Source organism: Streptomyces sp. MB09-02B, from assembly GCF_033794485.1.
Lineage (GTDB): Bacteria > Actinomycetota > Actinomycetes > Streptomycetales > Streptomycetaceae > Streptomyces.
The window spans coordinates 1-24,545 of record NZ_JARGEE010000096.1 but is presented as its reverse complement, the minus strand read 5'-3'; the positions used below and the strand labels follow the sequence as shown (position 1 = coordinate 24,545).

At 72.6% G+C, this 24,545-nt stretch carries 22 protein-coding genes; 10 read left to right on the top strand and 12 right to left on the bottom strand.

The genetic code is table 11. From position 1 onward, the window contains the following. From P1P70_RS16280 to P1P70_RS16260, 5 genes are all read right to left on the bottom strand, one after another. A partial coding sequence (locus P1P70_RS16280; RefSeq protein ID WP_319237810.1) for a class I adenylate-forming enzyme family protein occupies nt 1-1,621 on the bottom strand: 1,621 nt, incomplete at its 3' end. Nucleotides 1,622-1,663: 42 nt separating this feature from the next. Further along, entirely contained in the window at nt 1,664-3,316 is a 1,653-nt protein-coding gene (locus tag P1P70_RS16275; RefSeq protein WP_319237808.1) for a benzoate-CoA ligase family protein, read from the bottom strand. Further along, on the bottom strand, nt 3,313-5,466 hold the full coding sequence (gene pabB, locus P1P70_RS16270) for an aminodeoxychorismate synthase component I (protein ID WP_319237806.1): 2,154 nt from the start codon (nt 5,464-5,466) through the stop codon (nt 3,313-3,315). Before pabB ends, P1P70_RS16275 begins: the two co-directional genes overlap by 4 nt. Nucleotides 5,467-5,494: 28 nt before the next feature. Continuing rightward, entirely contained in the window at nt 5,495-6,121 is a 627-nt protein-coding gene (locus tag P1P70_RS16265; RefSeq protein WP_319237804.1) for an antibiotic biosynthesis monooxygenase, read from the bottom strand. Nucleotides 6,122-6,465: 344 nt separating this feature from the next. Further along, nucleotides 6,466-7,287 carry an SDR family NAD(P)-dependent oxidoreductase gene (locus P1P70_RS16260; protein ID WP_319237802.1) on the bottom strand — a complete coding sequence of 274 codons (822 nt, stop codon included), beginning with the start codon at nt 7,285-7,287 and terminating at the stop codon, nt 6,466-6,468. Nucleotides 7,288-7,361: 74 nt separating this feature from the next. Here P1P70_RS16260 and P1P70_RS16255 point away from each other — a divergent pair, with 74 nt between their 5' ends. Further along, nucleotides 7,362-7,967, top strand: a complete 606-nt coding sequence (locus P1P70_RS16255) for a hypothetical protein (RefSeq protein ID WP_319237800.1) — start codon at nt 7,362-7,364, stop codon at nt 7,965-7,967. Here the strand turns inward: P1P70_RS16255 and P1P70_RS16250 are convergent. From P1P70_RS16250 to P1P70_RS16240, 3 genes are all read right to left on the bottom strand, one after another. Next, entirely contained in the window at nt 7,958-8,872 is a 915-nt protein-coding gene (locus P1P70_RS16250) for an SDR family oxidoreductase (protein WP_319237798.1), read from the bottom strand. The genes P1P70_RS16255 and P1P70_RS16250 overlap by 10 nt on opposite strands. Before the next feature lie 178 nt (nt 8,873-9,050). After that, nucleotides 9,051-9,680, bottom strand: a complete 630-nt coding sequence (locus tag P1P70_RS16245; RefSeq protein WP_319237797.1) for an MBL fold metallo-hydrolase — start codon at nt 9,678-9,680, stop codon at nt 9,051-9,053. Next, nucleotides 9,680-10,768: an S-(hydroxymethyl)mycothiol dehydrogenase gene (locus tag P1P70_RS16240; RefSeq protein WP_319237795.1), complete on the bottom strand. Its 1,089-nt coding sequence runs from the start codon at nt 10,766-10,768 to the stop codon at nt 9,680-9,682. Before P1P70_RS16240 ends, P1P70_RS16245 begins: the two co-directional genes overlap by 1 nt. A gap of 253 nt (nt 10,769-11,021) precedes the next feature. Between P1P70_RS16240 and P1P70_RS16235 the strand changes: the two genes are divergently transcribed. Next, nucleotides 11,022-12,842, top strand: a complete 1,821-nt coding sequence (locus P1P70_RS16235) for an MBL fold metallo-hydrolase (protein WP_319237792.1) — start codon at nt 11,022-11,024, stop codon at nt 12,840-12,842. Beyond that, entirely contained in the window at nt 12,839-13,594 is a 756-nt protein-coding gene (locus P1P70_RS16230; RefSeq protein ID WP_319237789.1) for a sulfite exporter TauE/SafE family protein, read from the top strand. The genes P1P70_RS16235 and P1P70_RS16230 overlap by 4 nt, the downstream gene beginning before the upstream one ends. Nucleotides 13,595-13,633: 39 nt before the next feature. Here P1P70_RS16230 and P1P70_RS16225 read toward each other — a convergent pair whose 3' ends face one another. After that, nucleotides 13,634-13,921, bottom strand: a complete 288-nt coding sequence (locus P1P70_RS16225) for a metal-sensitive transcriptional regulator (RefSeq protein ID WP_045560110.1) — start codon at nt 13,919-13,921, stop codon at nt 13,634-13,636. Between the two features lie 69 nt (nt 13,922-13,990). Between P1P70_RS16225 and P1P70_RS16220 the strand changes: the two genes are divergently transcribed. Continuing rightward, a complete protein-coding gene (locus P1P70_RS16220; RefSeq protein WP_319237786.1) occupies nt 13,991-14,608 on the top strand; it encodes a rhodanese-like domain-containing protein in 618 nt (205 codons plus the stop codon). Nucleotides 14,609-14,617: 9 nt separating this feature from the next. On the opposite strand, the gene P1P70_RS16215 is transcribed toward P1P70_RS16220, so the two are convergent. After that, nucleotides 14,618-15,196 carry a transketolase gene (locus tag P1P70_RS16215; RefSeq protein ID WP_319237784.1) on the bottom strand — a complete coding sequence of 193 codons (579 nt, stop codon included), beginning with the start codon at nt 15,194-15,196 and terminating at the stop codon, nt 14,618-14,620. A 285-nt stretch (nt 15,197-15,481) separates the two neighbouring features. Between P1P70_RS16215 and P1P70_RS16210 the strand changes: the two genes are divergently transcribed. From P1P70_RS16210 to P1P70_RS16195, 4 genes are all read left to right on the top strand, one after another. Then, nucleotides 15,482-16,252 (top strand): isopentenyl transferase family protein, encoded by a 771-nt coding sequence (locus tag P1P70_RS16210; protein WP_319237782.1) that lies wholly within the window; start codon nt 15,482-15,484, stop codon nt 16,250-16,252. Beyond that, nucleotides 16,249-17,592 carry an FAD-binding protein gene (locus P1P70_RS16205; protein ID WP_319237779.1) on the top strand — a complete coding sequence of 448 codons (1,344 nt, stop codon included), beginning with the start codon at nt 16,249-16,251 and terminating at the stop codon, nt 17,590-17,592. Before P1P70_RS16210 ends, P1P70_RS16205 begins: the two co-directional genes overlap by 4 nt. Beyond that, the gene (locus P1P70_RS16200) at nt 17,583-19,106 is read left to right on the top strand and encodes a TIGR00730 family Rossman fold protein (protein ID WP_319237777.1); all 1,524 of its coding nucleotides are present in this window, start codon (nt 17,583-17,585) and stop codon (nt 19,104-19,106) included. The genes P1P70_RS16205 and P1P70_RS16200 overlap by 10 nt, the downstream gene beginning before the upstream one ends. Before the next feature lie 88 nt (nt 19,107-19,194). Beyond that, on the top strand, nt 19,195-20,955 hold the full coding sequence (locus P1P70_RS16195) for an ABC transporter ATP-binding protein (RefSeq protein ID WP_319237775.1): 1,761 nt from the start codon (nt 19,195-19,197) through the stop codon (nt 20,953-20,955). A 30-nt stretch (nt 20,956-20,985) separates the two neighbouring features. On the opposite strand, the gene P1P70_RS16190 is transcribed toward P1P70_RS16195, so the two are convergent. Continuing rightward, nucleotides 20,986-22,446, bottom strand: a complete 1,461-nt coding sequence (locus tag P1P70_RS16190; RefSeq protein ID WP_319237772.1) for an aldehyde dehydrogenase family protein — start codon at nt 22,444-22,446, stop codon at nt 20,986-20,988. A gap of 186 nt (nt 22,447-22,632) precedes the next feature. Next, entirely contained in the window at nt 22,633-22,929 is a 297-nt protein-coding gene (locus tag P1P70_RS16185) for a hypothetical protein (protein WP_319237769.1), read from the bottom strand. A gap of 226 nt (nt 22,930-23,155) precedes the next feature. Between P1P70_RS16185 and P1P70_RS16180 the strand changes: the two genes are divergently transcribed. Then, the gene (locus P1P70_RS16180) at nt 23,156-23,521 is read left to right on the top strand and encodes a nuclear transport factor 2 family protein (protein WP_319237767.1); all 366 of its coding nucleotides are present in this window, start codon (nt 23,156-23,158) and stop codon (nt 23,519-23,521) included. Between the two features lie 174 nt (nt 23,522-23,695). Then, nucleotides 23,696-24,545: glycosyltransferase (locus P1P70_RS16175; protein ID WP_319237812.1), on the top strand; the 850-nt coding region annotated here is incomplete at its 3' end.

Here is a 24,545-nt window from a genome sequence, read left to right as displayed (position 1 = left end):
AATCAATCTTTTTTTTAAAAAGTTTTTTCGCGGGGTACTCCAAGTGTGTATAAAGGAAAGGACTGCGGGTGACCTCGACGCGCTTGACCTTCCACGTGGAGGTCATCGGCAGTTCGTCGAACCGCCACTGCCTCGGCTCCGCCATGGCGGGCAGATCGGCTGTGGCCTCGTGCCAGCGCCGCAGGTCCAGGGGCCGTTCGCCGCGTACGCAGACCACGGGGACGGGTTCGCGGTCGGCGCCGGGGACGATGACGACCTCGCGCAGCTCCTCCAGGCGGGACATCAGCGTGTCCTCGACCTCCAGGTTGCTGTGCACGGAGTCGATCTGGTCGATCTCGCGGTCGATGAGGTAGAGGGCGCCCCAGCGGCTCTGGTAGCCCATGTCGCCCATCTGCCACCAGCCGCCGTCGAGTTGGCGCAGATAGCGCTCCCGGGCGCCGAGGTAGGTGAGGATGCGGCCGCGGGTGCGGGCCTCGATGCGGCCGGCGGTGCCAGGGGCGACCCGTCGTCCGGCGTCGTCGGCCACCCGGACGCGGGTGAAGCCGGGGATGCCGATGCCGACCCGACGGCCGTCGGCGCGGGCGGCGCTCCTGCGGGTGAACCACTGGAAGGCGACCGGGCCCGTCTCGCTCTGCCCGTACAGCTGGATGAGCCAGGGCGAGCGCCGCTGCGAGGCGTCGAGGAGCCGCTGCACGGTCCGGGGGTGGATGGCGTCGAAGGTGGAGCCGTAGGAGCGGACGCGGGACAGCGGGGCGCCGGGCGCGTCGGCCAGCTCCTCCCACAGGACGAAGGTGTTGGGGTGGGTCTCGACGATGCCGGGGCGATGGCGGGCCAGCAGCGGTCCGACGTTCGACGGTTCCGGGTCGATGATCAGGACCAGCGGGCTGCCGAAGTGCAGCAGGACGCCGAGCAGATGGTAGAAGCGCGAGTGCACGAACGACATGTGCAGGGCGGCGGTCTCGCCCCGGGTGGGCCAGCCCATGGCCTTCTGCGGGACGAGCCGGTTCCACATGGTGTTCGGGCAGTGCACGGCCAGCTTGGGCAGGCCGGTGGTGCCCGAGCTGTGGGTGATCAGGGAGGCGTCGCGGGGGTGCAGGCGGACCGCCGCCGGGGTCGGGGCGCCCAGGTACTTCTGCAGCGGTTCGGCGCCCGGGGCGTCGTCGACGGAGAGTGCGCTCCGGACGAGACCGGTGAGGTCGACGTCCTTCAGGGGGCCTTCGAGCTTGGCCCGGTCGGTGATCAGCCAGGGCTTGTGCAGACGTTCGAGAAGCTGTCCGACCACCGGGCCGGCGAGGCCGGGCGAGAGCAGGACGGGCACGGCGCCGATCCGGGAGACCGCGCAGGTCAGCAGGACGATGTCGACGTTGTCGGTCTTGTGGACGACCACCTCCTCGGAGGGGCGTACACCCGCTTCCCAGAGGCGGCCGGAGAGCTCGTCGACGAGGTCGGCGAGGACGGTGTACGAGAGGTCGGTCCCGATGTCGGGGTTGACGTCGAGGGGCCGGTCCAGCGTGACGAAGACGGGGCCGTGGCGTTCGGCGGCCTCGCGGAACATCGAGCCCAGGTAGAAGCCGCGGCCGGCTAGGGCGGGTTGCCGGTCGGTGGGGAGCCGGTCTCGCATGGCAGCGGACCTTTCTGCGGGGATGAGGGTGTCGGCCATGGCTCACCACGCCCCTTGGCGGACGAGGTGGCGGCGGAGCTTGCCGGTCGCGGTGCGGGGCAGCGTGGGCACGAAGCTGACGCTGCGGGGGACCTTGAAGGCGGCGAGCCGGTCGCGGGCCATGCAGATCAGTTCGGCCTCCAGGCCCACCCCGATGGGCGGGACGGGGATGACGAAGGCCCGTAGTCTGCTGGCGCCGCGTTCGTCGGTGACGGCGGCGACGGCGACGTCCCGGACGCCGGGGTGGGTGCGCAGCAGGGCCTCCACCTCCAGCGGGGAGACGGTGATGCCGCCGACCATCTCCATGTCGTCGGCGCGGCCGAGGTGGCGGTAGGTGCCGTCGGGTTCGCGGACGGCCCGGTCCCGGGTGGCCAGCCAGCCGCCGACGAGGGTGCGTTCGGTCTCCTCGGGCCGGTTGAGGTAGCCGGGCGTCACCGTCGGTCCGCGCACCCAGAGTTCGCCCGCCTCGCCCTCCGGCACCGGTTTTCCGGCGCGGTCGCGGAGTTCGACCTCGAAGCCGGGGACGGGGCGGCCGACCGTACCGGGGTGGTTGTGGTCGAAGCTGTTGGCGCAGAAGGCGTGGCCGGCCTCGGTGGAGCCGATCTGTTCGAGGACGGGGGCGCCGAGCAGTTCGGTGACCTGCTTGCCGAGTCCGTCGGGCATGCCCTCGCCGGCCGACACCGCCGCGCGCACCGAGGCGAAGCAGTCCTGGTGGCCGTCGGCCCGGTCGGTGACGAGGGCGGCGTACGCCGAGGGCACCGAGTACAGGAGGGTCACTCGGTGCCGGGCGACGAGTTCGTCGACCGCCGCGGGGGTGGGACGGCGGTCGGCGAGGACTGCGGAGGAGCCGGAGAAGAGCGGGAAGACCAGGGCGTTGCCGAAGCCGTAGGCGAAGTACAGCCGGGAGACGGAGAGGGTGACGTCGTCCGGGGTGATCCGCAGCAGTCGGCGGCCGATGAGGTCGTGGTACGTCTTGGGGTCGCCGTGGACGTGGACGACGCCCTTGGGGTGGCCGGTGGTTCCGGAGGTGTACTGGATGTAGAGGGGCGTGTGGGCGTCGACCGGGTGGGCGTGGGTGGTGGGAGCGGCTGTCGTGCTCAGGGCGGTCAGCTGGTCGGCGCCGAGGCGCGGCGCTGGCTTGGCCGTCTTCACCGTGCGGCTTGTCCGTGGCTGGTCGCGCCCCTGCGGCGGAGCCGCGGATGTCACAGGCCCGCGTGCCTTACGGGGCGCGGGTATGCCGGCCGGGACGAACGTGTCCAGCCCCGGGCCCGTCACCCACAGGACCGCCTTCGTGTCCTCCGCCATGAACTGCAGCTCCGGCGGGGTGAGTTCGGGGTTGACCAGGACCGCGACCGCGCCCAGGCGGGCCAGGGCGAGGAAGGTGGCGACCCAGGTGACGGAGTCCGGGAGGGCGAGCAGGACGCGGTCGCCGGGGCGGACGCCGTGGTCGGTGAGGACGGTGGCGGTGCGGGCGGCGAGGTCGTGGATCTCACCGTGGGACCAGGCCCGGTGGCCCTGGTGGAAGGCCGGCCGGCCGGCCCAGCCGCGCCGCTCGACGACGGCGGCGAGATGGGCCGCCAGGTTGCCGGGGGCGTCCGCGTCGGCCTGCGGCCGGGCGGGCCGGGCCGCCGTCGTGAACGTCGTCGTGATCGTCATCGCGTCGGCTCCTCGGTGACGGCCGGGGCGGAGGCGTGCTCCCGGTGGGCCCGCATCAGTGCCGCCGTCTTCAGCAGCATCTCGTCGTACTCGGCGGCGGGATCGGAGTCGAGGACGATCGCGCCGCCCGCGCCCAGATGCATACGGCCGCCCTGGAACACGGCGGTACGGATGACGATGTTGAGGTCCGCGCCGCCGCTGCACCCGAGGTAGCCGAGGGCTCCCGAGTACACGCCCCGCGCCTCGGTCTCCAGCGCGTCGATGATCTCCAGGGTGCGCAGCTTGGGCGCCCCGGTCATCGAGCCGCCGGGGAAGCAGGCCCGTACGCAGTCCACGGCGTCGGTGCCCTCGCGCAGTCTGCCCTCGACCGTGGAGACGAGCTGGTGCACGGTGGCGTAGGTCTCAGTGGCCATCAGACGGGTGACCTTCACGGAGCCGGTGCGGGAGACACGGCCGAGGTCGTTGCGGAGCAGGTCGACGATCATCAGGTTCTCGGCGCGGGTCTTGGCGTCGGCGGCCAGTTCGTCGCGGAGCCGGTCGTCCTCCTCCGGGCTGTCGCCCCGGGGCGCGGTGCCCTTGATGGGCTTGGCCTCGGCGATGCCGTCGCGGGTGATCCGCAGGAACCGCTCGGGGGACGAGCCCGCGATGTCGAGGTCGCCGAACCTGAGGTAGGAGGCGTACGGGGCGGGGTTGATCCGGCGCAGCACCCGGTAGAAGTCGTACGGGTCGTACGGGGCGGGTAACCGGGCCGCGTTGGTCAGACAGACCTCGTAGCTGGTGCCCGCGTTCAGTTCCGTCTTGCAGGCGTCGATGTCGGCGAGGTAGGTGGCGCGGTCACGGACCAGCCAGGGTTCGGCGGCGCGCGGGTAGGGCGCGGTGGGCGCCCTCAGGGGAACCGTGGCGTCCGAGCCGACGAAGGTCAGCTGGGCCAGCGCGGTGTCGAGCCAGTCGCCGGCCTCGCGGCACGCCGCCGGGGTGTCCTCGGAGAGGCAGACCGCGTAGGTGTGGCCCTCCTGGTGGTCGACGGCGATCAGCCGGTCCGCGAACAGCCAGGCCGCGTCCGGGGTCTCCGCCTTGTGCCGGTTCTCGGAGCCGGTGTCGGCCTTGAGTTCGTAACCGAAGTAGCCGACGTAGCCGCCGGTGAAGTCGAAGGGCAGGCCCGTCGCGTCGACCTTGCGGCCGGCCAACTGCCGCTTGAGGTAGTCGAAGACGCTCGCCCGGACCCGGCGGGTGGGCCGGCCCTCCCGTTCGATCTCGCACAGCCCGCTGTCGACGTCGTAGCGGACGACCTCGGCGAGGGGGCCGCTGCCGTCACCGAAGAACGAGAACCGTGACAGGCCCGGCTCGACGCGGGAGCTGTCCAGCCAGAAGGCGTGCGGCGCGTCGGCGTACATCCGGGTGAAGGCGGCCTCGGCGTCGACTGCGCCGGCGATGCGACGGGTGTGCAGCCGGTAGGCGGGGCCGGAGGCCCGCCGGGGGCGGGGGATGGCGCCCGCGAGCGGGCTCGGCACAGCGGGGTGCGTACCGGGGACGGGGGCGATCGCCGTGTTCCTGGTCCGGGGGCTGCCGTTCCGTTCCGCCGTCAGGTTGCGGAAGTTCATCAGCAGCCGGTGGCCGTGGTCGGTGAGGATCGACTCGGGGTGGAACTGGACTCCCCACAGCGGCCGTTCGCGGTGCCGCAGGCCCATGAGGACGCCGTCCTCGGACCAGGCGGTCGCCTCCAGGGCAGGCGGCAGCGGCTCGCGCACGGACAGCGAGTGGTAGCGGACGACGGTGAAGTTCTGCGGCAGGCCCCGGAACAGGTCGCGGCCGTCGTGCCGGACCGTGGACAGGTGCCCGTGGCGGGGCCACGGGGCGGGCTCGACATCGGCGTGCTCCCCCACCGCGATGCCCTGGTGACCCAGGCAGACGCCCAGGACGGGGATCTCGGCGTCGGCGATCACCCGGGCGGCGATACCGAAGTCACGCGCTCGTGAGGGGTGGCCGGGTCCCGGCGACACCACCACGTTGTCGAATTCCCCCAGCTCCGGAATGTCGTCGGCCGAGGCGTCGTTGAGCACGACCACCGGCTCCTCGCCGTTGACCTCGGCGATCAGCTGGAACAGGTTGTACGTGTACGAGTCGTAATTGTCGATGAGCAGGGTCTTCACCCGCCCACCCCCCTCTTCGTTCTCGGACCTAGGCGGTCCGTCGTTTGTGCCGACCGCGCAATGCCTGCAACGGCGGATACAGCCATTTCTTCAGGAATCTCTGGAGTCTCGGCATGAGAATCCAGGTGACAATGGCTGCCACGGTCAGACACAGCAGAAGTGTACGGAAAAGCGGATTCAGGTCGTTGAGATAGGGAAGTATCGCCTGGTTGAACAAGAACACGGGCGGGAAAACCGCACCGGAATTCACCAACCACAGTTTCCATTTCGGGGGTGGGCCCGGAGGGCCGGCCGGCGTCGGGGCCCGGGCGCTCTGGGAGTCGAACCAGGCCTTGGAGCCCACGATGCTCCGCCGGCCGGTCTCCTGCGCCAGTCCGTCGGCGCGGGCCGACCACTGTGCCCAGACCACGGAATTCTCCCAGGTCCGGGCTGATTCCTCGCTGTCGAAGCGGTAGACGACATGCCACTCACCCTCTCCGTCGACGAGTACGCCGCCCCCCAGAAAACCCGACTGCTGCGCACTCGTACGCAGCGCGGCCCACCCCCAGGTGTGGAAGTCGGCCTCGCGCCCCGGCACCACCTGGTACGCGACGGTGACGGTAACGGGATTCCTGCTCACGGTGTCGAATACGTGAAGACCGTCGGCGCCGTTCAAGCCTCAACGAAGTTTTTCGACGGTGTCCGGATCGCTCCCGTATGACGGCCTTTCAGGCACCTTGACGGGTTCCGTCACGAGGGTACGTCGGAGTAACTTCCGCTAATTCCCGGAAGCGCTTGCCCACTCGGCCGGAATAGGCGCATCATTCGCCGACCACCTCCGGTGAATTACCTGAATGCTGATGAGGGCCGTGCGGTCCGGGTACCCGGCCACGCCTCGCCCGGGTACCGGGGTTGGCCCTCGTGGCTCCCGTCCGGCTGAACGTCGTCTGCTGCACCCTCGCCGAGCGGCCCACCCGGGGACCAGCAACTGGCGTGGCGGCCCTCACCCGGCTGTGCACCCTAGGCCCGCTCCCCGTCGGCCCGCTCCCCGTCCCGCCAGGCTCGCGCCGCCCGGGCGAACGCGGTGTTGACTGCCGGCAGGCCGCCGTCGACGCGCAGGGTGGTGCCGGTGATCCAGGCCGCGTCCCGGGAGGCGAGGAAGGCCACGGCCGCCGCGATGTCGTCCGGCTCGCCGACCCGGCCCAGGGGATAGATCTCGGCGAGGTCGTCCAAGTGGGCCTCGCGGCCCGCCCAGCCGGGGGTGCGGACCGTGCCGGGGGCCACCAGGTTGACGCGGACACCACGGGGCGCGGCGTCGCCGGCCAGGGTACGGGTGAGGGAGCCGAGGCCGGCCTTCGCGGCGCTGTAGGCGTGGTTGCCGAAGTCCTGGAGGCCGTTGACGGAGCCGATGTTGACGATGGCGCCGCGTCCGGAGGCCACCAGGTGCGGCAGGGCGGCGCGGGAGCAGCGGAACGCGCCGGTCAGGGTGAGGTCGAGGTCGCGGGCCCAGGTCTCGTCCGCGGTGTCCTCGAAGAGCGGCGCGTCCGGGGTGCAGCCGAAGGCGTTGTTCACCAGGACGTCGAGCGAGCCGAGGACGGTCACCGCGTGCGCGACGGCCGCCTCGACGGACCCCCGGTCCCCGACGTCGCACCGGTACGCCCCGGCGGCCAGCCCACGCTCCCGCAACCGAGTCACCGTTCGCTCGGCCGACGCCACGTCCACGTCGGTGACGAGTACCTTCGCCCCTTCCTCGGCCAACCGCCGGGCCGTCGCCGCGCCGATCCCGCGCGCCGCGCCCGTGACGAGTGCCCCGTACCCCTCGAAGCGTCCCGTCGCACGCATACGGCAGAACGTACTCCGCGCCCCGGTCGCCGGGACGGATGCGAAGCGATCTTCGTCCCGGCTACGGTCTGATCATGTCGACATTCATCCAGCAACTCCCGGCCCTGCTCGGCGTGGTGATCGGCGCGCTCGGCTCGTACCTGGTGGTGATGCGGGGCGAGCAGGTGCGGTTCCGGCAGGAACGGGCGACCCGTTGGAAGGAGCGACGGCTCACGGTGTACGCCGACTGGGCACGCTCCCTGAAGCAGTCCGTCACCCTGACCTACCGGGTCGCCTCCCATCTCGGCAACGACCCGCATCCCCACCCGCTCTCGCCTGAGGAGGCCGCGCCCCTCATGGCGGAGGCGACGGTCGCCCGGGACCCCTCAGGCGAGGCCCTCCTGCTCCTCGGCAGCCCCGAGGTGGTGGAGAAGGCCCGCGCCTGGGTCGTCACGGTGATGACGATGGAGGAGTTCCTGCGCGCCGGGACCCGCGATCCGCAGGCCTGGCAGGCCCTGCTGGATCGGCAGCGCGCCGGACGGGATGCCTACTACGTCGCCGTGCGGGAGGACCTGGCGCTCCCGCCCGGCCACGCGGCGCGCTGGCAACTGCCGATGCCGCCGCCCCCTCTCGGCGACGGCGGCCGGCCGAACCCCGGTGCAGGTGACCGGCCGGACCCCGGTGACAGCGGTCAGCGGTAGCCGGTCGTGTCCGCCGGCTTGCCCGCGTCCTGGACCTCGACGATGTAGCGCCAGGCGTCCGGCCGGCTGCCGTCGAGGTCGGTGAAGCCGTAGGTCCGGGCGAGGGAACCGCTGGAGTGGGACTGCCCGTTGAAGCGGGCGGCCTCCGGGTCGGCGGCGAGCGCGGCGACGGCCCGGCCGACGAAGCGGGGGGTCTCGGAGATGGCGAAGTGGGGGACGCGTTCGAGGGCGTCCCGCCAGTTCTCCTCGGTGACCCCGTAGTGGTCGAGCATCATCTCCGAGCGCAGCCAGCCGGGAGTGAGGGCCACGGCGGTGGCGCCGCGCGGGCCCAGCTCGTGCCCGAGGGCGAACGCCATGCGCAGGACGGAGGACTTGGCGAGGTCGTAGAAGAAGGTGGCGCGGTAGTTGGCGCCGTTGTACTCGGCCGTGCCGTCGGTCATCTCCACGACCAGGCCGCCGGGGTGGCGCAGCAGCAGCGGCAGGGCGAAGTGGCTGGTGATGGCATGGGTATCGACAGCGAGGCGCAGCAGCCGCAGCCCGTTGTCGAGATCGTGCTCCCAGACCGGACTCTCCCATTCGAAGAGCATCTCGCCGCCCCAGATGTCGTTGACGAGGACGTCCAGTCGGCCCTGCTCCTCGGCGATCCGGTCCACGAGGGAGCGGACCTGTGCCGGTTCGAGATGGTCGGTGGGTACGGCGATGCCGTGACCGCCAGCCTCGGTGACCAGGTCGGCGGTGTCCTCCAGGGTCTCCGGGCGGTCGTACTCGGAGCGCCGCTCGCGTGTGGAGCGCCCTGTCACATAGACCGTCGCTCCGGCCGCCCCCAGTTCGACGGCGATCCCCCGGCCCGCTCCGCGCGTGGCTCCCGCGACCAGTGCGATCTTGCCGTCCAGCGGCTTCGACATGTCCGACCTCCGTTGCGTACGAGTGCCACCTTGGCCGACGCCGGGGGTGTTCCGGCGTCCTCGACACGAGGGTGTCGTGGAAGCCGGACATCTTCTGTCGGGTTTTCCGTGGCCTTCAGGGCGCTCATGGCGGGGCCCGGCTGCCATGCCTTCTCGGCAGCCGGGCCCCGAGCGGTGGTCAGTGACCGCGCGCGATCCACTCCTGGAGGTGCGGGGCCTCCGCTCCGATCGTCGTCGTGTCGCCGTGGCCGGTGCGGACGACCGTGTCGGGCGGGAGGGCGAGGAGGCGGTCGCGGATGGAGTCGATGATCGTCGGGAAGTGGGAGTAGGAACGGCCGGTGGCGCCGGGGCCGCCGGAGAAGAGGGTGTCTCCGGTGAAGACCGTGCCGAGGCCGGGGTCGTGGAGGCAGACGGCGCCCGGGGCGTGGCCGGGGGTGTGCAGCACGGTCAGGTCGGCGCCGGCGGCCTCGATGACCTGGCCGTCGGCCAGCCAGTGGTCCGGCAGCCGGTCGGGGTGGGTCTGCTTCCACAGCGGCAGGTCGTCGGGGTGGAGCCAGATCGGGGCGCCGGTGCGCTCGGCGAGGGCGGGGGCGGCGTCGATGTGGTCGTTGTGGGCGTGGGTGCAGACGATGGCCACGAGCCTGCGCTCGCCCACGGCCTCGGCGATGGCGTCGGCGTCGTGGGCGGCGTCGATGACGACGACCTCGTGGTCGTCGCCGACGAGCCAGACGTTGTTGTCGACGTCCCAGGTGCCGCCGTCGAGGCTGAACTGGCCCGAGGTGACGAGGTGTTCGATGCGGGCGGCCATCAGAGGGTCACCACCGATCGCAGGACGTCGCCGCCGTGCATCCGCTCGAAGGCCTTCTCCACGTCGTCGAGCCCGATGGTCTCCGTGACGAACGCCTCCAGGTCCAGACGGCCCTGGAGGTAGAGGTTGATCAGCATGGGGAAGTCGCGGTCGGGCAGGCAGTCGCCGTACCAGGAGGACTTCAGGGCGCCGCCGCGGCCGAAGACGTCGAGGAGGGGCAGTTCGAGCTTCATCTCCGGGGTGGGGACGCCGACGAGGACGACCGTGCCGGCCAGGTCACGGGCGTAGAAGGCCTGCTTGTACGTCTCCGGGCGGCCGACCGCCTCGATCACGACGTCGGCGCCGAAGCCACCGGTCAGCTCACGGATCGCCTCGACGGGGTCGGTGTCCTTGGAGTTGACCGTGTGGGTGGCGCCGATGCTCTTGGCGGTGGTCAGCTTCCGGTCGTCGATGTCGACGGCGATGATCTTCTCGGCGCCGGCCAGCCGGGAACCGGCGATGGCCGCGTCCCCGACACCGCCGCAGCCGATGACGGCGACGCTGTCCCCGCGCCCCACGTTCCCGGTGTTGATCGCGGCACCGATGCCCGCCATCACCCCGCAGCCCAGCAGTCCGGCGACCGCCGGGGCGGCGGCCGGGTCGACCTTGGTGCACTGCCCGGCGGCGACGAGGGTCTTCTCCGCGAAGGCACCGATACCGAGAGCCGGAGACAGCTCCTGACCGGTCGAGGCGAGGGTCATCTTCTGCTTCGCGTTGTGGGTGGCGAAGCAGTACCAGGGGCGCCCGCGTCGACAGGCCCGGCAACTCCCGCACACGGCACGCCAGTTGAGGATGACGAAATCACCGGGGGCGACGTCCGTGACGCCCTCCCCCACCGACTCCACCACACCGGCGGCCTCGTGGCCGAGCAGGAAGGGGAAGTCGTCGTTGATCCCGCCCTGCTTGTAGTGCAGGTCGGTGTGGCAGACCCCGCACGCCTGCACCTTCACCACGGCCTCCCCCGGTCCCGGGTCGGGCACCACGATCGTCTCGATCCGCACCGGCTCGTTCTTGCCCGGTGCGATCACGCCGCGTACTTCCTGCGCCATGGTGAACCTTTCCGTCGATCCATGAGAGAGCGGTCGCCCGCCCATGGTCACCCTACGGACCGACCAGCGAGTAGGGCCTCCCGAGTGGGCGAAGCCCTGGCCGAAATGGTCGCCCGCGACACCCGTGCGCGCACCGCGCCAGGCGTCGACCACGACTGCACAGATACCCCCTGGGGTATTTCTGCTACGGTGGCCACATACCCCCGGGGGTAATTTTTGAGCGATCGGCGTGAACGAGGAGAGGAGCGCTGCCGTGTACTTCGTCGACACCATCGAGGTGCCGCATCTGGGCAACCGGAGCTACCTGGCGGGCGGCCCGCGCGGTGCCGTGGCGGTTGATCCGCCGCGCGACATCGACCGGGTGATCGGGGCCGCGGCCCGGCGGGGGGTGCGGATCGGGTACGTCGTCGAGACGCACGTCCACAACGACTACGTCTCCGGCGGACTGGAACTCGCCCGGCTGACCGGCGCGGCCTATCTGGTGCCGGCCGGGGCGCGGGTCGCCCACGACCGGGTGCCGGTGCACGACGGCGACACGGTGGAGATCGACGGGGATCTGACGCTGCGCGCGGTCGCCACGCCGGGGCACACTCCGCACCACACCGCGTACGTACTGGAAGAGGCGAGCGGGACCGCGGTGGCCGCGTTCACGGGCGGGTCCCTGCTCATCGGCACGGTCGGGCGTCCGGATCTCGTCGAGCCCCGGCTCACGGGCGAACTGGCCCGCGCCCAGCACGCCTCGGCGCACCGGCTGGCCGAGACGCTGCCGGACGAGACGGTCGTCCTGCCCACGCACGGTTTTGGGAGCTTCTGTTCCGCCGGGCGGTCCGCGGGCGGGGGCACGACCATCGGACGGGAGCGGGTCGGCAACGACGCGCTGGCCAAGGACGCGGACACGTTCATCGCCGAGCTGCTGGCGGGACTCGACGACGTGCCGGCGTACTACGCGCACATGGGGCCCGCCAACGCGCGGGGGCCGGCGCCGGTGGATCTGACGCCACCCGCTCCGGCCGGCGCCGAGGAGATCGCCGGGCGGCTGGCGGCGGGCGAGTGGGTGGTGGATCTGCGTCACCGGGTCGCGTTCGCGGAGGGACATGTCGCGGGGGCGGTGAACTTCGAGGCGGAGGGACAGCTCGCCACGTATCTCGCCTGGCTGCTGCCCTGGGGCAGGCCGGTGACGCTGCTGGCCGAGTCGCCGGAGCAACTCGCCTCGGCGCAGCGAGAGTTGGTGCGCGTCGGCATCGACCGCCCGGCCGCCGCGGCCACCGGTTCCCCCGCCGACTGGCTGCGCGAGGGCGACCGGCCGCGCTCCTTCCCGCGCCGCACCTTCGCCGACCTGGCCGAGGCGCGCGAGGCAAGCGGGACGGGCCAGGCAAGCGGGACGGGCCGAGCGAGCGGGACGGACGGGGCAGGCAGGACGGGCGGGGTGGGCAGGACGGGCGGGGTGGTGATCCTCGACGTCCGGCGCGCCTCCGAACGCGTCGCCGCCGGCCATGTCGAAGGCTCCGTGCACATTCCGGTGCACCGACTGCGCGAACGGCTGTCCGACATCCCCGAGGGCACGGTCTGGGTCCACTGCGCCGGAGGCATGCGCGCCGCCATCGCCGCGTCCCTGCTGGACGCGGCGGGTCGTGACGTCGTGGCCGTCGACGACAGCTTCACGGCGGCGGCAACCGCCGGCCTCCCGATGACGAGGCCGACGCCGCACGCCGACACGCACCACCCGACCGAGGCACCCGCACCACCCGGCGCCCCCTCACCCGAGGACGCCGCTCCGCCCGCCGCCCGCACCGCTTCCGGGGCACGCGACGCCTCGGCCGCCGAGGCACCCGGGGCACCCGGGGCACCCGGGGCACCCGGGGCACCCGCCACCCTGTCGGCCAAGAGGCCCGGGACACACCACACTCCGGCGCCCCTGACCAACGGCGCCCCGGCGGCCGGGACACGTCCCACCCCGGCGGCCGCACCACCCACGACCGACCGCACCCCGCCCGCGCCACCCGGCCCCGGGGTGCCGCCGAGGACCGAAGCGTGGCCCCGGGGCTTCGGGGTGCGCGGTGTCGCTTCGACATGACCGGGCTCGTTCTCGCTCTGGTCGCCGGGGCGGTGGTCGGGCTCTCGCTGGGGGCGCTCGGCGGGGGTGGCAGCGTGCTCGCCGTGCCCGCCTTGGTCTATCTGCTCGGGTTCGCCCCGGCCGCGGCGGCCACCGCGAGCCTGGTGATCGTGTCGGTCACCTCGGCGACGGCGCTGGCCGCGCACCTGCGGGCGGGCACGGTCCGGCTGCGCGGCGGACTGCTCTTCGCGGCGGCCGGCCTGGTGCCCGCGGCGCTCGGCGGGGCGCTCTCGGCGAGTTTGCCGCCCGCCCTGCTGACGGCGGCCTTCGCCCTGACGGCCGCTCTGGCCGCGTACCGGATGCTGCGCCCGTCGGGCACACGACGGAAGGCGTCGACGGTACGTCCGAACCGGGTCGCCCTGTCCGGGGCGGGGCTCGGCGGCGTCACCGGCGTCCTCGGCGTGGGCGGCGGCTTCCTCGCCGTACCGGCCCTGGTGAACGTCGTGGGTCTGCGGATGCGCGACGCGGTCGGCACCAGCCTGCTCGTCATCACCGTGAACTCGTTCGCCGCGCTCGCGGGCCGGACGGGGGCGGCCGAGTCCCTCGACTGGATGGTCGTCGCCCCGTTCGCGGCGTCGGCCGTCCTCGGCGCCTGGGACGGACGGCGGCTGGCCGCAAAGGTCTCCGGGAACACCCTCCGGCGGATCTTCGCCTGGCTGCTGCTCGGCGTGGCCGCGGCCATGCTGGTCGACGCGATCGCGTCGACCGGCTGAGCCCGGCCACACCAGGGGCCACCCCGCACGCGCTCAGGTTCAGGCCAGCGACAGGAACAGCTTCTCCAAGCGCGCCCGCATCTGTTCGTTCGTCTCGCCGTTCCGCTCGTTCTTCTCGGCGTCGGTGAGGCACTGCTGCAGCCCCGTGGCGATGATCGCGAAGCCCGCCCGGTCCAGGGCGCGGGAGGCCGCGGCCAACTGGGTGACGACGTCCTCGCAGTCGCGCCCCTCCTCGATCATCCTGATCACCCCGGAGATCTGCCCCTGGGCCCTCCGCAGCCGGTTCAGCACCGACTTGAGCTCATCACCCTCGAACTGCAGCTCCACGACCACCCACTCCTCTGCATACCCTTGGGGGTATTTTACCGCCCCCCGCAGGAAAGGATCGCAGGCACCATGCCCACCGCTCACACTCCCCGTACCCCTGGCACCGGTCGGCTCGGCGTCGACGAGGTCCGTCGGCGGTTGCCCGAACTGACCGTCATCGATGTCCGAACCCCCGGCGAGTACGCCTCCGGACATGTTCCCGGCGCCCTGAACGTCCCGCTCGACCGGCTGGAGTCGGCCCTGCCCGCCCTCCGGGAGTCCGAGGCCGAGCTGGTGATCGTCTGCCGGTCCGGCGCCCGGTCGGAGAGGGCTTGCGCACTCCTCGCAGGGCACGGCGTCCCGGCGGCCGACCTCACCGGCGGCACGAACGCCTGGGCGGCCGCGGGTCACGAACTGCACCGGCCGACCGGCGGCGCGCGGTCCGGCTGGGCGCTGGAACGCCAGGTCCGCTTCACCGCCGGCACGCTCGTCCTCCTCGGGCTGGGCCTCGGACTGCTGCACCCGGCCTGGTTCTCGCTGTCGGCCGGGATCGCGGGCGGTCTCGTCCTCTCGGCGGTCACCGACACCTGCGGCATGGCGACGGTCCTGAGCAGACTGCCGCACAACCGCCCGCGACCCGCGGACCTCGCCACCACCCTCGCCGCCCTCGCCGCGCGCGGCTCGCACCAAGGCCTGTCGTCGACCTAAGGCCTGTCGTCAGCGCATGAAGTCCCGCACGGCCCGGACGATCTCGTTCTCGTCCAGGCCGTCCGCGTCGCCGAGGGCCAGGAGTCGGTGCGGTACGTGGACGAGGGTCTCGGCGACCTGGCTCGCCGAGGTGCCGCGCAGGCACGGCTCGACGAGGACGACGTCGGCCTGGTCGGCGGCGAGGACGGCGGTGCGCAGACCGATCTCGTCGAAGGGGCGGATGGTGGCGGCGTAGAGGACGGCGAGGTCCAGTCCGGCGGTGGCGCGCAGCACGGGGTCGAGGGCCGCGCCCACGGCGAGCACGACGCCGTCGAGTCCCGGTCGCACGAGACGGAAGCCGCCGGTCGCCTCGTACGGGGAGGCGTTGGAGCGCGCGGAGACGTGGACGTACGCGCGCTCCCCGCAGGCGACGGCGGTGGTGATCGTGCGCCGTACCTCGTCGGGGTGGCCGGGGACGTGCACGGTCCAGCCGGGCGTGGCGGCGTACCGGTTCAGTTCGTCGACGGCTCCGTAGCCGACGAGCACGGCGCCCCTGTCGCGCGGCGTGGGGACGGTCCCGGTGAGCGCCAGCAGCATGTCGGTCCGCATGGGAGGCCCTTCTGTTAACGGATTGTTTCCTGGGACGGAAACATGAGAAACGCATGAGGTATCGCGGTCGATAAACACTTCCGTAGGTCTCTCATATCGCGCCCGGCGGCTCGGAATCCAACCTTCCACCCCCTGCTTTTCAACCTTTAACCAAGTGAGAGGAAGGTGGCCATCTCTTTGCCTTGTCGAGGCGTACTTCTGGTGTTTGCACGGACCCGTCCCTGCGTAACTTGATGTTGATCATCCAACGCGTGCAAGCTCCGGAACCAGGAGGCGGCGCCAGCCATGGCCGACAGCGAAACACCTTCCGAGGCACCACCCTTCGTCCACCTCGTCGCCGGGCCGACCGGCGTCGGGAAGAGCGCGGCGGCCACGGATCTGGCCCGGGTGACCGGCGCCCCCGTCGTCGTCGCGGACCGGTTGCAGTGCTTCACGGACCTGGCCACCACGAGCGCCCGCGCGGGCGCGGCGGCGCCGGGGGTCCAGCGGTACTGGCTGGGCGACCGCACGGTGGCCGACGGCGACCTGTGCGCGACACAGGCGACGGACGCGCTGGTCGCGCTGGTGGAGGAGCTCGGCGCCCGGCATCGGTTCGTGATCGTCGAGGGCGGTTCGATCTCCCTGCTGCGCGAGCTGTCCGCCCGCCGTGCCGACCTCGGCTGGCGGCTGACCGTACGGCTGCTGCCGGTCCCCGAGCGCGCCGAGTACGTCGCGGCGCTCACCCGCCGGGCCCGGGTGATGCTGGCCCCGCCGGCACCCGAGCGGGGGCTGCTCGACGAGCTGGCCGCCCTCTGGCAGGATCCGCGGCACCGGTGGTTCGCCGCTTCCGTCAACGGTTTCGAGGCCGTTCTGGAATGCTGCGCGAAATATTCACTGAATGTGGAGAACCTGCACGAGCGGGATCTGCCCGAGCACGTCCTGGGGCGCATGGCGGACTTGATTGCCGAACGGCACGCCGAGCACGGTTTTCTGCAGCAGCAGGTGTTCTCCGAAATTTTCGGGACTCGGATTTCCGGTAACGCGTTCGACTTCGGGGCATTGGAGCGTGCGGCATGACCGCGGTGTCCGAATTCGTCCCGCCGCCGGACACCGCCGCGCGGCTCGCACGAGCCGCCGACGATTTCGGTCACATCGTCACCTCGCGCCCGCTGAGTGTGCGCACGCCCGGGTCGATCGCCGAGATCCAGGACGTCCTCGCCCACGCCGGCCCGCGCCGGCTGCCCGTCGCGGCACGCGGTGGCGGCTACGCGCTGTACGGGCAGGGGCAGGTCGACGGCGGCTGTGTCGTCGACATGGGCGGGCTGGACGAGGTGCGCTGTCTGCCGGAGGAGCGGGTGCTGGTCGCGGGCGCCGGCGCGCTCTGGAGCGACGTCGTACGCGCCGCCCTCGCCGAGGGGCTGACCCCTCCGGTCCTCCCCGACCACCTCGGCGGCAGCGTCGGCGGCGTGCTCACCACCGGCGGCTTCGGCGGCTCCAGCCACCGGTACGGGCTGGTCGCCGACCAGGTGCGGGAGCTGGACGTCGTCACCGGCGCCGGTCAGGCGGTCACCTGCTCCCGCGACCGGAACCGCGACCTCTTCCACGCCGTCCTCGCCGGTCTCGGCCAGTGCGCGCTGATCGTCCGGGCCACCCTCCGGCTGGTGCCCGCGCCCGCGCTCGTCCGCCGTTACCGCCTGTATCACCAGAACCCGGCCACATACTTCGCCGATCAGCGGCGGCTCGCCCGCGACGACCGCTTCAGCCATGTGTGCGGGCAGGCGCGTCCGGCCCTCGGCGGCAGCTGGGACTACGTGGTCGAGGCAGTCGCCCCGCACACGGACCGGCTCCCGCCGGACGACACCGAGCTGATCGGCGACCTGGCCCACGACCACGACGTCGAGGAGATCGAGGACCTCGCGTACGAGGAGTACCTGCGGCGCCTGGACCGCGACGAGCGCATCCTGCGGGTGACGGGCGAGTGGAGCCGTCCGCATCCGTGGCTGACCCTGCTGCTGCCGGAGGAGACGGCCCCCGCCTTCGTGCCGGAGGTGCTCGCCGACGCGGCCCAGCAAGGGCTGCGCACCTGCGGGACGGTCCAGCTGCGCCCCCTCGACGGCACCGTCCTGCGCGCCCCGCTGCTGCGCAGGCCGCCGGGCGAACGGCTCTGTCTGCTCTCGCTGATGCGCACGGCCCCGCCCCAGGACCCGGACCGCGTCCGGCGGCTGGTGGCGGCCAACCGCGCGGTGTACGAGCGGGCGCGGCGCCTCGGCGGTGTGCTGTACCCGGCCAGCGCGGTGCCGATGACGCCGGAGGACTGGCGGGCCCACTTCGGTCGCGCCTACGACGGGCTCGACCGGGCCAAGGGCCACTACGACCCGTATCGCGTCCTCACCCGGGGGTACGGGCTGTGGCGGTGAACGGGGTGACGGTGTTCTGCGGTGCCTCGCCCGGACACCGCCCGGAGCATCTGCGGTCCGCCGCCGAACTGGGCGCCGCTCTCGCCGGAGCCGGGTTGAGGCTGGTCTACGGCGGCGCCCGCACCGGGCTGATGGGGGCGGTCGCGGACGCGGCCCTGGCTGCCGGGGGTGCGGTGACCGGTGTGGTCCCGCGCCGGATGCTGCCGTACGAGATCGCGCACACCGGGCTCGACGAGCTCGTGGTGGTGGACGGCATCCATGAACGCAAGGCGCGGATGGCCGAGGCGGGTGACGTGTTCGTGGCACTGCCCGGGGGTCTGGGCACGCTGGAGGAGTTGTCCGAGGTGCTGGCGTGGGCGCAGCTGCGCATCCACCGCAAGCCGTGCCTGCTCCTCGATCCGACCGGTTTCTACCGGCCGCTGCTCGACTTCCTCCGGCACGTCGGGGACGAGGGCTTCCTGCACCCCGGCGATCTGGAGCGGCTCGTGGTGTGCGGGTCGGCGCGGGAGGTCGTCGAGCGGCTGACGGCCGCGCCGGCGCGGGTCCCGGCCGCCTCCGCCCCGCCCGAGCTCGGCCGGACCGCGTTCCTGTTCTCGGGCGGTGGTTCGCAGCAGCCGGGCATGGGACGCGAACTCTACGACTCCCGGCCGGTGTTCAAGGCGGCCCTCGACGAGGTCTGCGCGGCCCTGGACCCGTACCTCGACGTACCGTTGCGGGACGTGATGTTCGCCGAACCCGGCACGCGCACGGCCGCGCTGCTCGACCGGATCGCCTTCGCCAACCCCGCGATCTTCGCTCTCCAGGTGGCCCAGTACCGCCTCCTGGAGAGCCTGGGCCTCACGCCGGAGGTGCTGTTCGGGTACTCGGCCGGCCGGATGGCCGCCGCCCATGCCGCCGGGGTCTTCTCGCCGGCCGACGCGTGCCGGGCCGTGGGCACACTGTCCCGGCTCATGGACGCGATCGCGACGCCGGGGGCCATGGCGGCGCTGGAAGTGGACCCCGACGAACTGGCACTGGAGCTGGCGCGGGAACCGGGAGTGGTGGTCGCGGCGGTCAACGGGCCCCGGGCCCTGGTCGTCTCGGGCGACCGGAACGCGGTGACGGCGGTGCACGACGGCTGGGCGGACCGGGGCCGCCGCACCCGGCTGCTGCGGGTGGATCTGGCCGCGCACTCGCACCACCTGGATCCGCTCCTGGACGCGTACCGCGCCACCTTGCGGACCCTGGACCTGCGGGCCCCGCGCATCCCGCTGATCTCGGACGTCACGGCGCGGCCGGTCGGCGCCGAGGCCACCGAACCGGAGTTCTGGGTGCGGGAGTTGCGTGACCCCGTGCGCTTCTCGGACGCGGTCGACCTGATGCGCCGGGACGGCGTGGAGACCTACCTCGAACTGGGGCCGGGCGAGGTCCTGGCGCGCATGATCGACGAGTACCCGCCGGACGACCTGGCCGCCGGGGCACCGCCGGCCGTGCTCACCGTCGCCCGGGACTGGCGGGCGCTGCTGGGCGGTTGAAAGTCGTTCCCGGTGCTCCTCACCCCCCACGTAGGCTGAAGCTCCGCGTCCCGGTCCCCACTCCCCGACCGACCTGCCGAGGAGCCTCGTGAGCACCCCTGAACCCACCGCCGAGCGGCAGCCACCCACCTGGCGGCTGCTGCTCGGCTATGTACGGCCCCACCGTTGGACACTGCTGCTGGGCGCGCTGCTGTCCCTCCTCACCGGGGCCACCGGCCTCGCCCTGCCGCTGGTGGCCCGGGAGCTGATCGACGACCTCTCGCACGACCGCACGATCACCTGGGCGCTGGTCCTGATGTCCGCGCTGGTGGTGGGCAACGCGGCGGTGGGCGCGGTGGGTTCGTACGTCCTGCGGCGCACCGCCGAGTCGGTGGTGCTCGGCGCGCGGCGCGCCCTGTCGTCGTATCTGCTGCGGCTGCGGATCACGGCGGTGGACCGCAGCGAACCGGGCGACCTGATGGCGCGGATCACCTCCGACACCACCCTGCTGCGCGAGGTCACCACCGACACCCTGGTGGGCCTCGGCACCGGCGGGCTCACCCTGGTCGCGACGGTGGTGCTGATGGGTCTGGTGGACCCGGTGCTGCTGGCCGTGACCCTGGGCGTGATCGTGGGCGCGGGCGTGGTGTTCGGCGTGATCGTGCCGCGCATCAACCGGGCGAGCAGGGCCGCGCAGGACGCGGTCGGCGCGATGGGCGCCTCGCTGGAGCGGATCCTCGGCGCGCTGCGCACGGTGAAGGCGTCCGGCGCCGAGCACCGCGAGGAGGAGACGATCCACGCGGCGGCCGAGGAGTCGTGGCGGCAGAGCGTGCGAGCCGCCAAGTGGTCGGCGGCCGCCGGGAACACGGCCGGGCTCGCCATGCAGATCGCCTTCATCACCGTGCTGGCGGTGGGCGGCGCCCGCGTCGCGACCGGCGCGATCGACGTGGGCACGCTGGTGGCGTTCCTGCTGTACGTCTTCTATCTGATGTCGCCGATACAGCAGGTCGTGGGCGCGATCACCCAGTACCAGACGGGTGCCGCCGCGCTCGCCCGCATCCAGGAGGCGCTGCGGCTGCCCGCCGAGCCGGCCTCCGAACCGGCGCCGCTGCCGTCGCCGGACGCGGCGCCCGCCGCGCTCGCCTTCGACGAGGTCCGTTTCCGGTACGCCGACGATCTGCCGTACGTCCACCACGGGGTGACCTTCGAGGTCCCGGCGCGGGGCATGACGGCGTTCGTGGGCCCGTCGGGCGCCGGCAAGACCACGGTCTTCTCGCTGATCGAGCGGTTCTACGACCCCGAGGCGGGCCTCATCACGGTCGACGGCCGCGATGTCGCCGAGTGGGAGCTGTCCCGGCTGCGGTCCGCGATCGGGTACGTCGAACAGGACGCGCCCGTGCTGTCGGGGACCTTGCGGGACAACCTGCTCCTGGGCAACCCGCGGGCCGACGAGGACGATGTCAGCCGGGTGCTGAAGACGACCAGGCTGGACGGTCTGGTCGCCAAGCTCCCGCAGGGGTTGGAGACCCTGGTCGGCCACCGGGGCACCAAGCTCTCCGGCGGTGAGCGCCAGCGGGTCGCCATCGCGCGAGCCCTGCTGCGCCGGCCCCGGCTGCTGCTGCTCGACGAGGCGACGAGCCAGCTGGACGCGGTGAACGAGGCGGCGCTGCGCGACACGGTCGCCGACGTGGCCCGTACGACGACGGTGCTGGTGGTGGCCCACCGGCTGTCCACAGTGACGATGGCCGACCGCATCGTGGTCATGGACGCGGGCCGGGTCCGCGCGGTCGGCACCCACCGTGAACTGGTGGCCGCCGACCCGCTGTACGCGGAGTTGGCGGCGACGCAGTTCCTCGCGACGGCCGGCTGATCCCGGCCGTCGCGGCGGGCCGGTGGGCGGTCAGAAGGGGAAGTGCGACTGCTGTCCGGCGATGGTCACCCAGCGGGTGTTGGAGAACGCCTCGATGCCCCAGCGTCCGCCGAAGCGGCCGTAGCCGGAGGCCTTGACCCCGCCGAAGGGGGCCATCGGCTCGTCCGCCACGGACTGGTCGTTCACGTGCACGATGCCGGTACGGATCCGGCGCGCGACGGCCAGTCCGTGGGTGGCGTTCTCGGTGATGACGCCGCAGCTCAGGCCGTTGGCGGTGTCGTTGGCGACGGCCACGGCGGTGGCGTCGTCGGCGAACGACTGCAGCACGCAGAGCGGGCCGAAGGACTCCTGGTAGTAGAGGTCGGCGTCCTTCGGGACGTCGGTGAGCACGGTCGCGGGGTGCACGGCGCCCTCGGGCTGCCCGCCCCCGGTGAGCACCGTGGCGCCCTTGGCGACGGCGTCCTTGACCAGGGCGGCGATCCGCTGGGCGGCGTCGGCGCTGACCAGCGGGCCGACCACCGTGTGCGGGTGGTTAGGGTCCCCGGCCTGGAGGCCGGCGACCTTGGCGGTGAACTTCTGCGCGAACTCCTCGACCAGCGACTCGTGGACGAGGATGCGGTCGCCGGACATGCAGATCTGCCCGGCGTTCATGAAGACACTGAAGGTGACGGCGTCGACCGCGTAGTCCAGGTCGGCGTCGTCGAGCACGATGACGGAGTTCTTGCCGCCCAACTCCAGTACGGCGGGCTTGAGATGACGGGCCGCGTGCTCGCCGATGATCCGGCCGACACCGGTGGAGCCGGTGAAGTTCACCGCGCGCACCCGCTCGTCGGAGATGAGCGCCTCGGCGATCTCCGCCGCGTCCTCGGGGGCGTTGGTGACGACGTTGAGCACGCCGTCGGGGAGCCCGGCCTCGCGGAACACGTCCGCGACCAGCAGCCCGCAGGCGATCGGCGCGTCCTCGCTGGGCTTGACGACGACGGTGTTCCCGGCGGCCAGCGGCGCCGCCACGGCCCGGACACCGAGGATGACGGGCGCGTTCCACGGGGCGAACGCGGCCACCACGCCCAGGGGTTCGCGCACCGCGAGACCGAGCGCGCCCTCCTTCTGACTGCTGAGGACCTCGCCACGCGGCGCGGTGATCGCGGCCGCCGCCTCGCGCAGGATGTTCGCCGCGAGCGCCACGTTGAAGTACGCCCACGGCCGGGTGCCGCCCGCTTCCCGGGCCATGATGTCGGCGACCTGGTCGCCCCGGCCCTCCAGCAGATCGGCGGCCTTGAAGAAGATCGCCCGCCGGGCGAAGGGGGTGAGCGCGGCCCACTCCTCGAAGGCGGCGTCGGCGGCGTCCACGGCCCGTCGGACGTCCTCCGGCCCGGCCGCCGCGACCGTCGCGTACACCTCCCCCGTGTACGGGTCGAGGTCCTCGGCGGTGCGGCCGGACGTGGCGGGCACGTCCTTGCCGCCGATCAGAAGGTCACGGGTGATGGCCATGATGCGGCTTCCTCGGGGGTACGTATCGACGACGGTACGTGATCGAGCATGATCGGTCACGAGCGTTCGTAGTGCGAAATTCAATTACGTTACTGTTCCGTGATGCTCTGCCCGGCCGCCGGGCATGTCAAGAGCCCCACCACGAGGTCCGCGGCGGGGCTCCCGCTCTCTGTACGACCGGCTTCGCTACTCGATGGCGCCCAGCAGGCCGTAGGCGGGCGCGGCCATGTCCGTGACCTGGTGCAGTTCGTTCAGCCGGTTCAGCTCGTGCACCTGGTCGAGGCTCTTGAGCTGCTGCGAGGGGCGGGGCAGGGCGGCCCGGTGCTCCTCGGGGAGGTCGCTGACGGCGAGCGAGTCCAGCGTGGTCATGGGGTTGAGCGGGGTCGCCTCCGCGACGGCGTCCGCGTTCGCCATCGGTGCGGCCAGGCCCGTGACACCGACGGCGAGACCCACGGCGGCGACGATACGTCGAGTTGAGATCATGCCCTCAGCAACGCTCCCCGGCCCCCGACGGTCACGGCCGCTCACCCGTGAGGCGCAGGCCGGACGTGGGCCGCGCACCCCCCGCGCGGCGTCTGCCCGCGCTTCCCGCTTGCCGAGTCCGGCCCTTCCCGCTTGCCGTGTCCCACCCGGCGGAGGAGCCTCGGAGAAGAGGCCGTCCGCGGCCCGTTCACCGATGCCGGGCCACGGCCTTCGAAGGAGGTCACCCATGGGCACCTCGACCAGCCCCGCCTTCGACGTCGAAGCGCTGCGCAGAGGCACGGAGGAAGCGAACGCGGCGACGCTGACGTCGCTCTACGCGGACGACGCCGAGCTGCGCGTCGTGGACCGCAACACCCAGCCCAGCCACCCCAAGGTCCTGCACGGCCGGTCCGAGATCGGCGCGATGTTCGACGACGTCTGCAGCCGGGAGATGACCCACCGGGTCGAGCAGTGCCTGGTCCAGGGCGACCAGGTCGCGTTCACCGAGTCCTGCGAGTACCCCGACGGGGTACGGGTCCTGGCGAGTTCGATGATCTCCCTGAAGGACGGAAAGATCGTCGACCACACGATGCTCCAGGCCTGGGACGAGTAGCCGACCGCCGGGCCGGGACACCGGGCCGGGCAGCGGGCAGCGGGCAGCCGGGGCGAGCGGATCGGCCCGCCGTCGAACGCGCCGGGCTCGGGGGCTCTTTCGGGTCATCCCGGTGCGCTCCCCCTGACTCGGCGTGGTCGCGGCGCCATACTGGCGGGCGTGCGTGTAGCGATCATGACGGCGGGTTCCCGGGGTGACGTGGCGCCCTACACCGGGCTCGGACACGGGCTGGTGCGGGCGGGGCACGAGGTCACGCTGGTGACCCACGCCCGGTTCGAACCGCTCGTGGCGGGCTCGGGGGTGGCCTTCCACGCACTGCCCGTGGATCCGCGGGCGGAGCTGGAGTCGGAGCGCGGGCAGGGGCTGCACCGCAGTTCCACCGGCGCCGGGAAGCTGTACCGGGCGGTGGAGATGGCCCGAAGTCTGGTGGGGCGGATGTCCGGCGATCTGGTGGCCGCCGCCCGCGCCGGTGACGCCCTGCTGCTGGCGGGCACCCTGGCGCCCCTCGGCCACACCATCGCCCAGGGGCTCTCGATCCCGAGTCTGGGCGTGAACCTCCAACCCCTGGCGCCCACACGGGAGTTCGCACCCCCGATGACCGGGGTGCGCTCCTGGGGCCCGGTCGGCAACCGGGCGGCGGGGCACGCGGTGAACACGGCCGTCGAGTGGATCTTCAAGGAGGAGGTGCGCAGGCTGCGCGCCGAGTACAGGCTCGCGCCCACCGGCCGGGTGGCCGCGCGGCGTGCCCGGGAGCGGCTGGGCCGGCCGGTGTTCCACGGCTTCAGCCCCCGGGTGGTGCCACGGCCCGGGGACTGGCGGGCCGGGCTGGACGTCACCGGCTACTGGTGGCCGTTCGACCGCGAGGACCGGCTGCCCGCCCCGCTGCTGGACTTCCTCGACGCCGGTCCGCCCCCGGTCTTCGTGGGCCTCGGCAGTGCCACCGTGCCCGATCCCGAGCGGATGAGCGGCGAGGTCGTACGGGCCCTGCGGGCGGCCGGGCTGCGCGGGGTGATCCAGCGGGGGT

Coding starts and splice junctions, on each gene's coding strand:
- P1P70_RS16180 (WP_319237767.1), top strand. CDS start 23,156: ATGGGCACCTCGACCAGCCCCGCCTTCGACGTCGAAGCGCTGCGCAGA.
- P1P70_RS16240 (WP_319237795.1), bottom strand. CDS start 10,768: ATGGCGCAGGAAGTACGCGGCGTGATCGCACCGGGCAAGAACGAGCCG.
- P1P70_RS16245 (WP_319237797.1), bottom strand. CDS start 9,680: ATGGCCGCCCGCATCGAACACCTCGTCACCTCGGGCCAGTTCAGCCTC.
- P1P70_RS16255 (WP_319237800.1), top strand. CDS start 7,362: ATGTCGACATTCATCCAGCAACTCCCGGCCCTGCTCGGCGTGGTGATC.
- P1P70_RS16215 (WP_319237784.1), bottom strand. CDS start 15,196: ATGCGGACCGACATGCTGCTGGCGCTCACCGGGACCGTCCCCACGCCG.
- P1P70_RS16275 (WP_319237808.1), bottom strand. CDS start 3,316: ATGACGATCACGACGACGTTCACGACGGCGGCCCGGCCCGCCCGGCCG.
- P1P70_RS16205 (WP_319237779.1), top strand. CDS start 16,249: ATGACCGCGGTGTCCGAATTCGTCCCGCCGCCGGACACCGCCGCGCGG.
- P1P70_RS16190 (WP_319237772.1), bottom strand. CDS start 22,446: ATGGCCATCACCCGTGACCTTCTGATCGGCGGCAAGGACGTGCCCGCC.
- P1P70_RS16220 (WP_319237786.1), top strand. CDS start 13,991: ATGCCCACCGCTCACACTCCCCGTACCCCTGGCACCGGTCGGCTCGGC.
- P1P70_RS16250 (WP_319237798.1), bottom strand. CDS start 8,872: ATGTCGAAGCCGCTGGACGGCAAGATCGCACTGGTCGCGGGAGCCACG.
- P1P70_RS16185 (WP_319237769.1), bottom strand. CDS start 22,929: ATGATCTCAACTCGACGTATCGTCGCCGCCGTGGGTCTCGCCGTCGGT.
- P1P70_RS16210 (WP_319237782.1), top strand. CDS start 15,482: ATGGCCGACAGCGAAACACCTTCCGAGGCACCACCCTTCGTCCACCTC.
- P1P70_RS16230 (WP_319237789.1), top strand. CDS start 12,839: ATGACCGGGCTCGTTCTCGCTCTGGTCGCCGGGGCGGTGGTCGGGCTC.
- P1P70_RS16260 (WP_319237802.1), bottom strand. CDS start 7,287: ATGCGTGCGACGGGACGCTTCGAGGGGTACGGGGCACTCGTCACGGGC.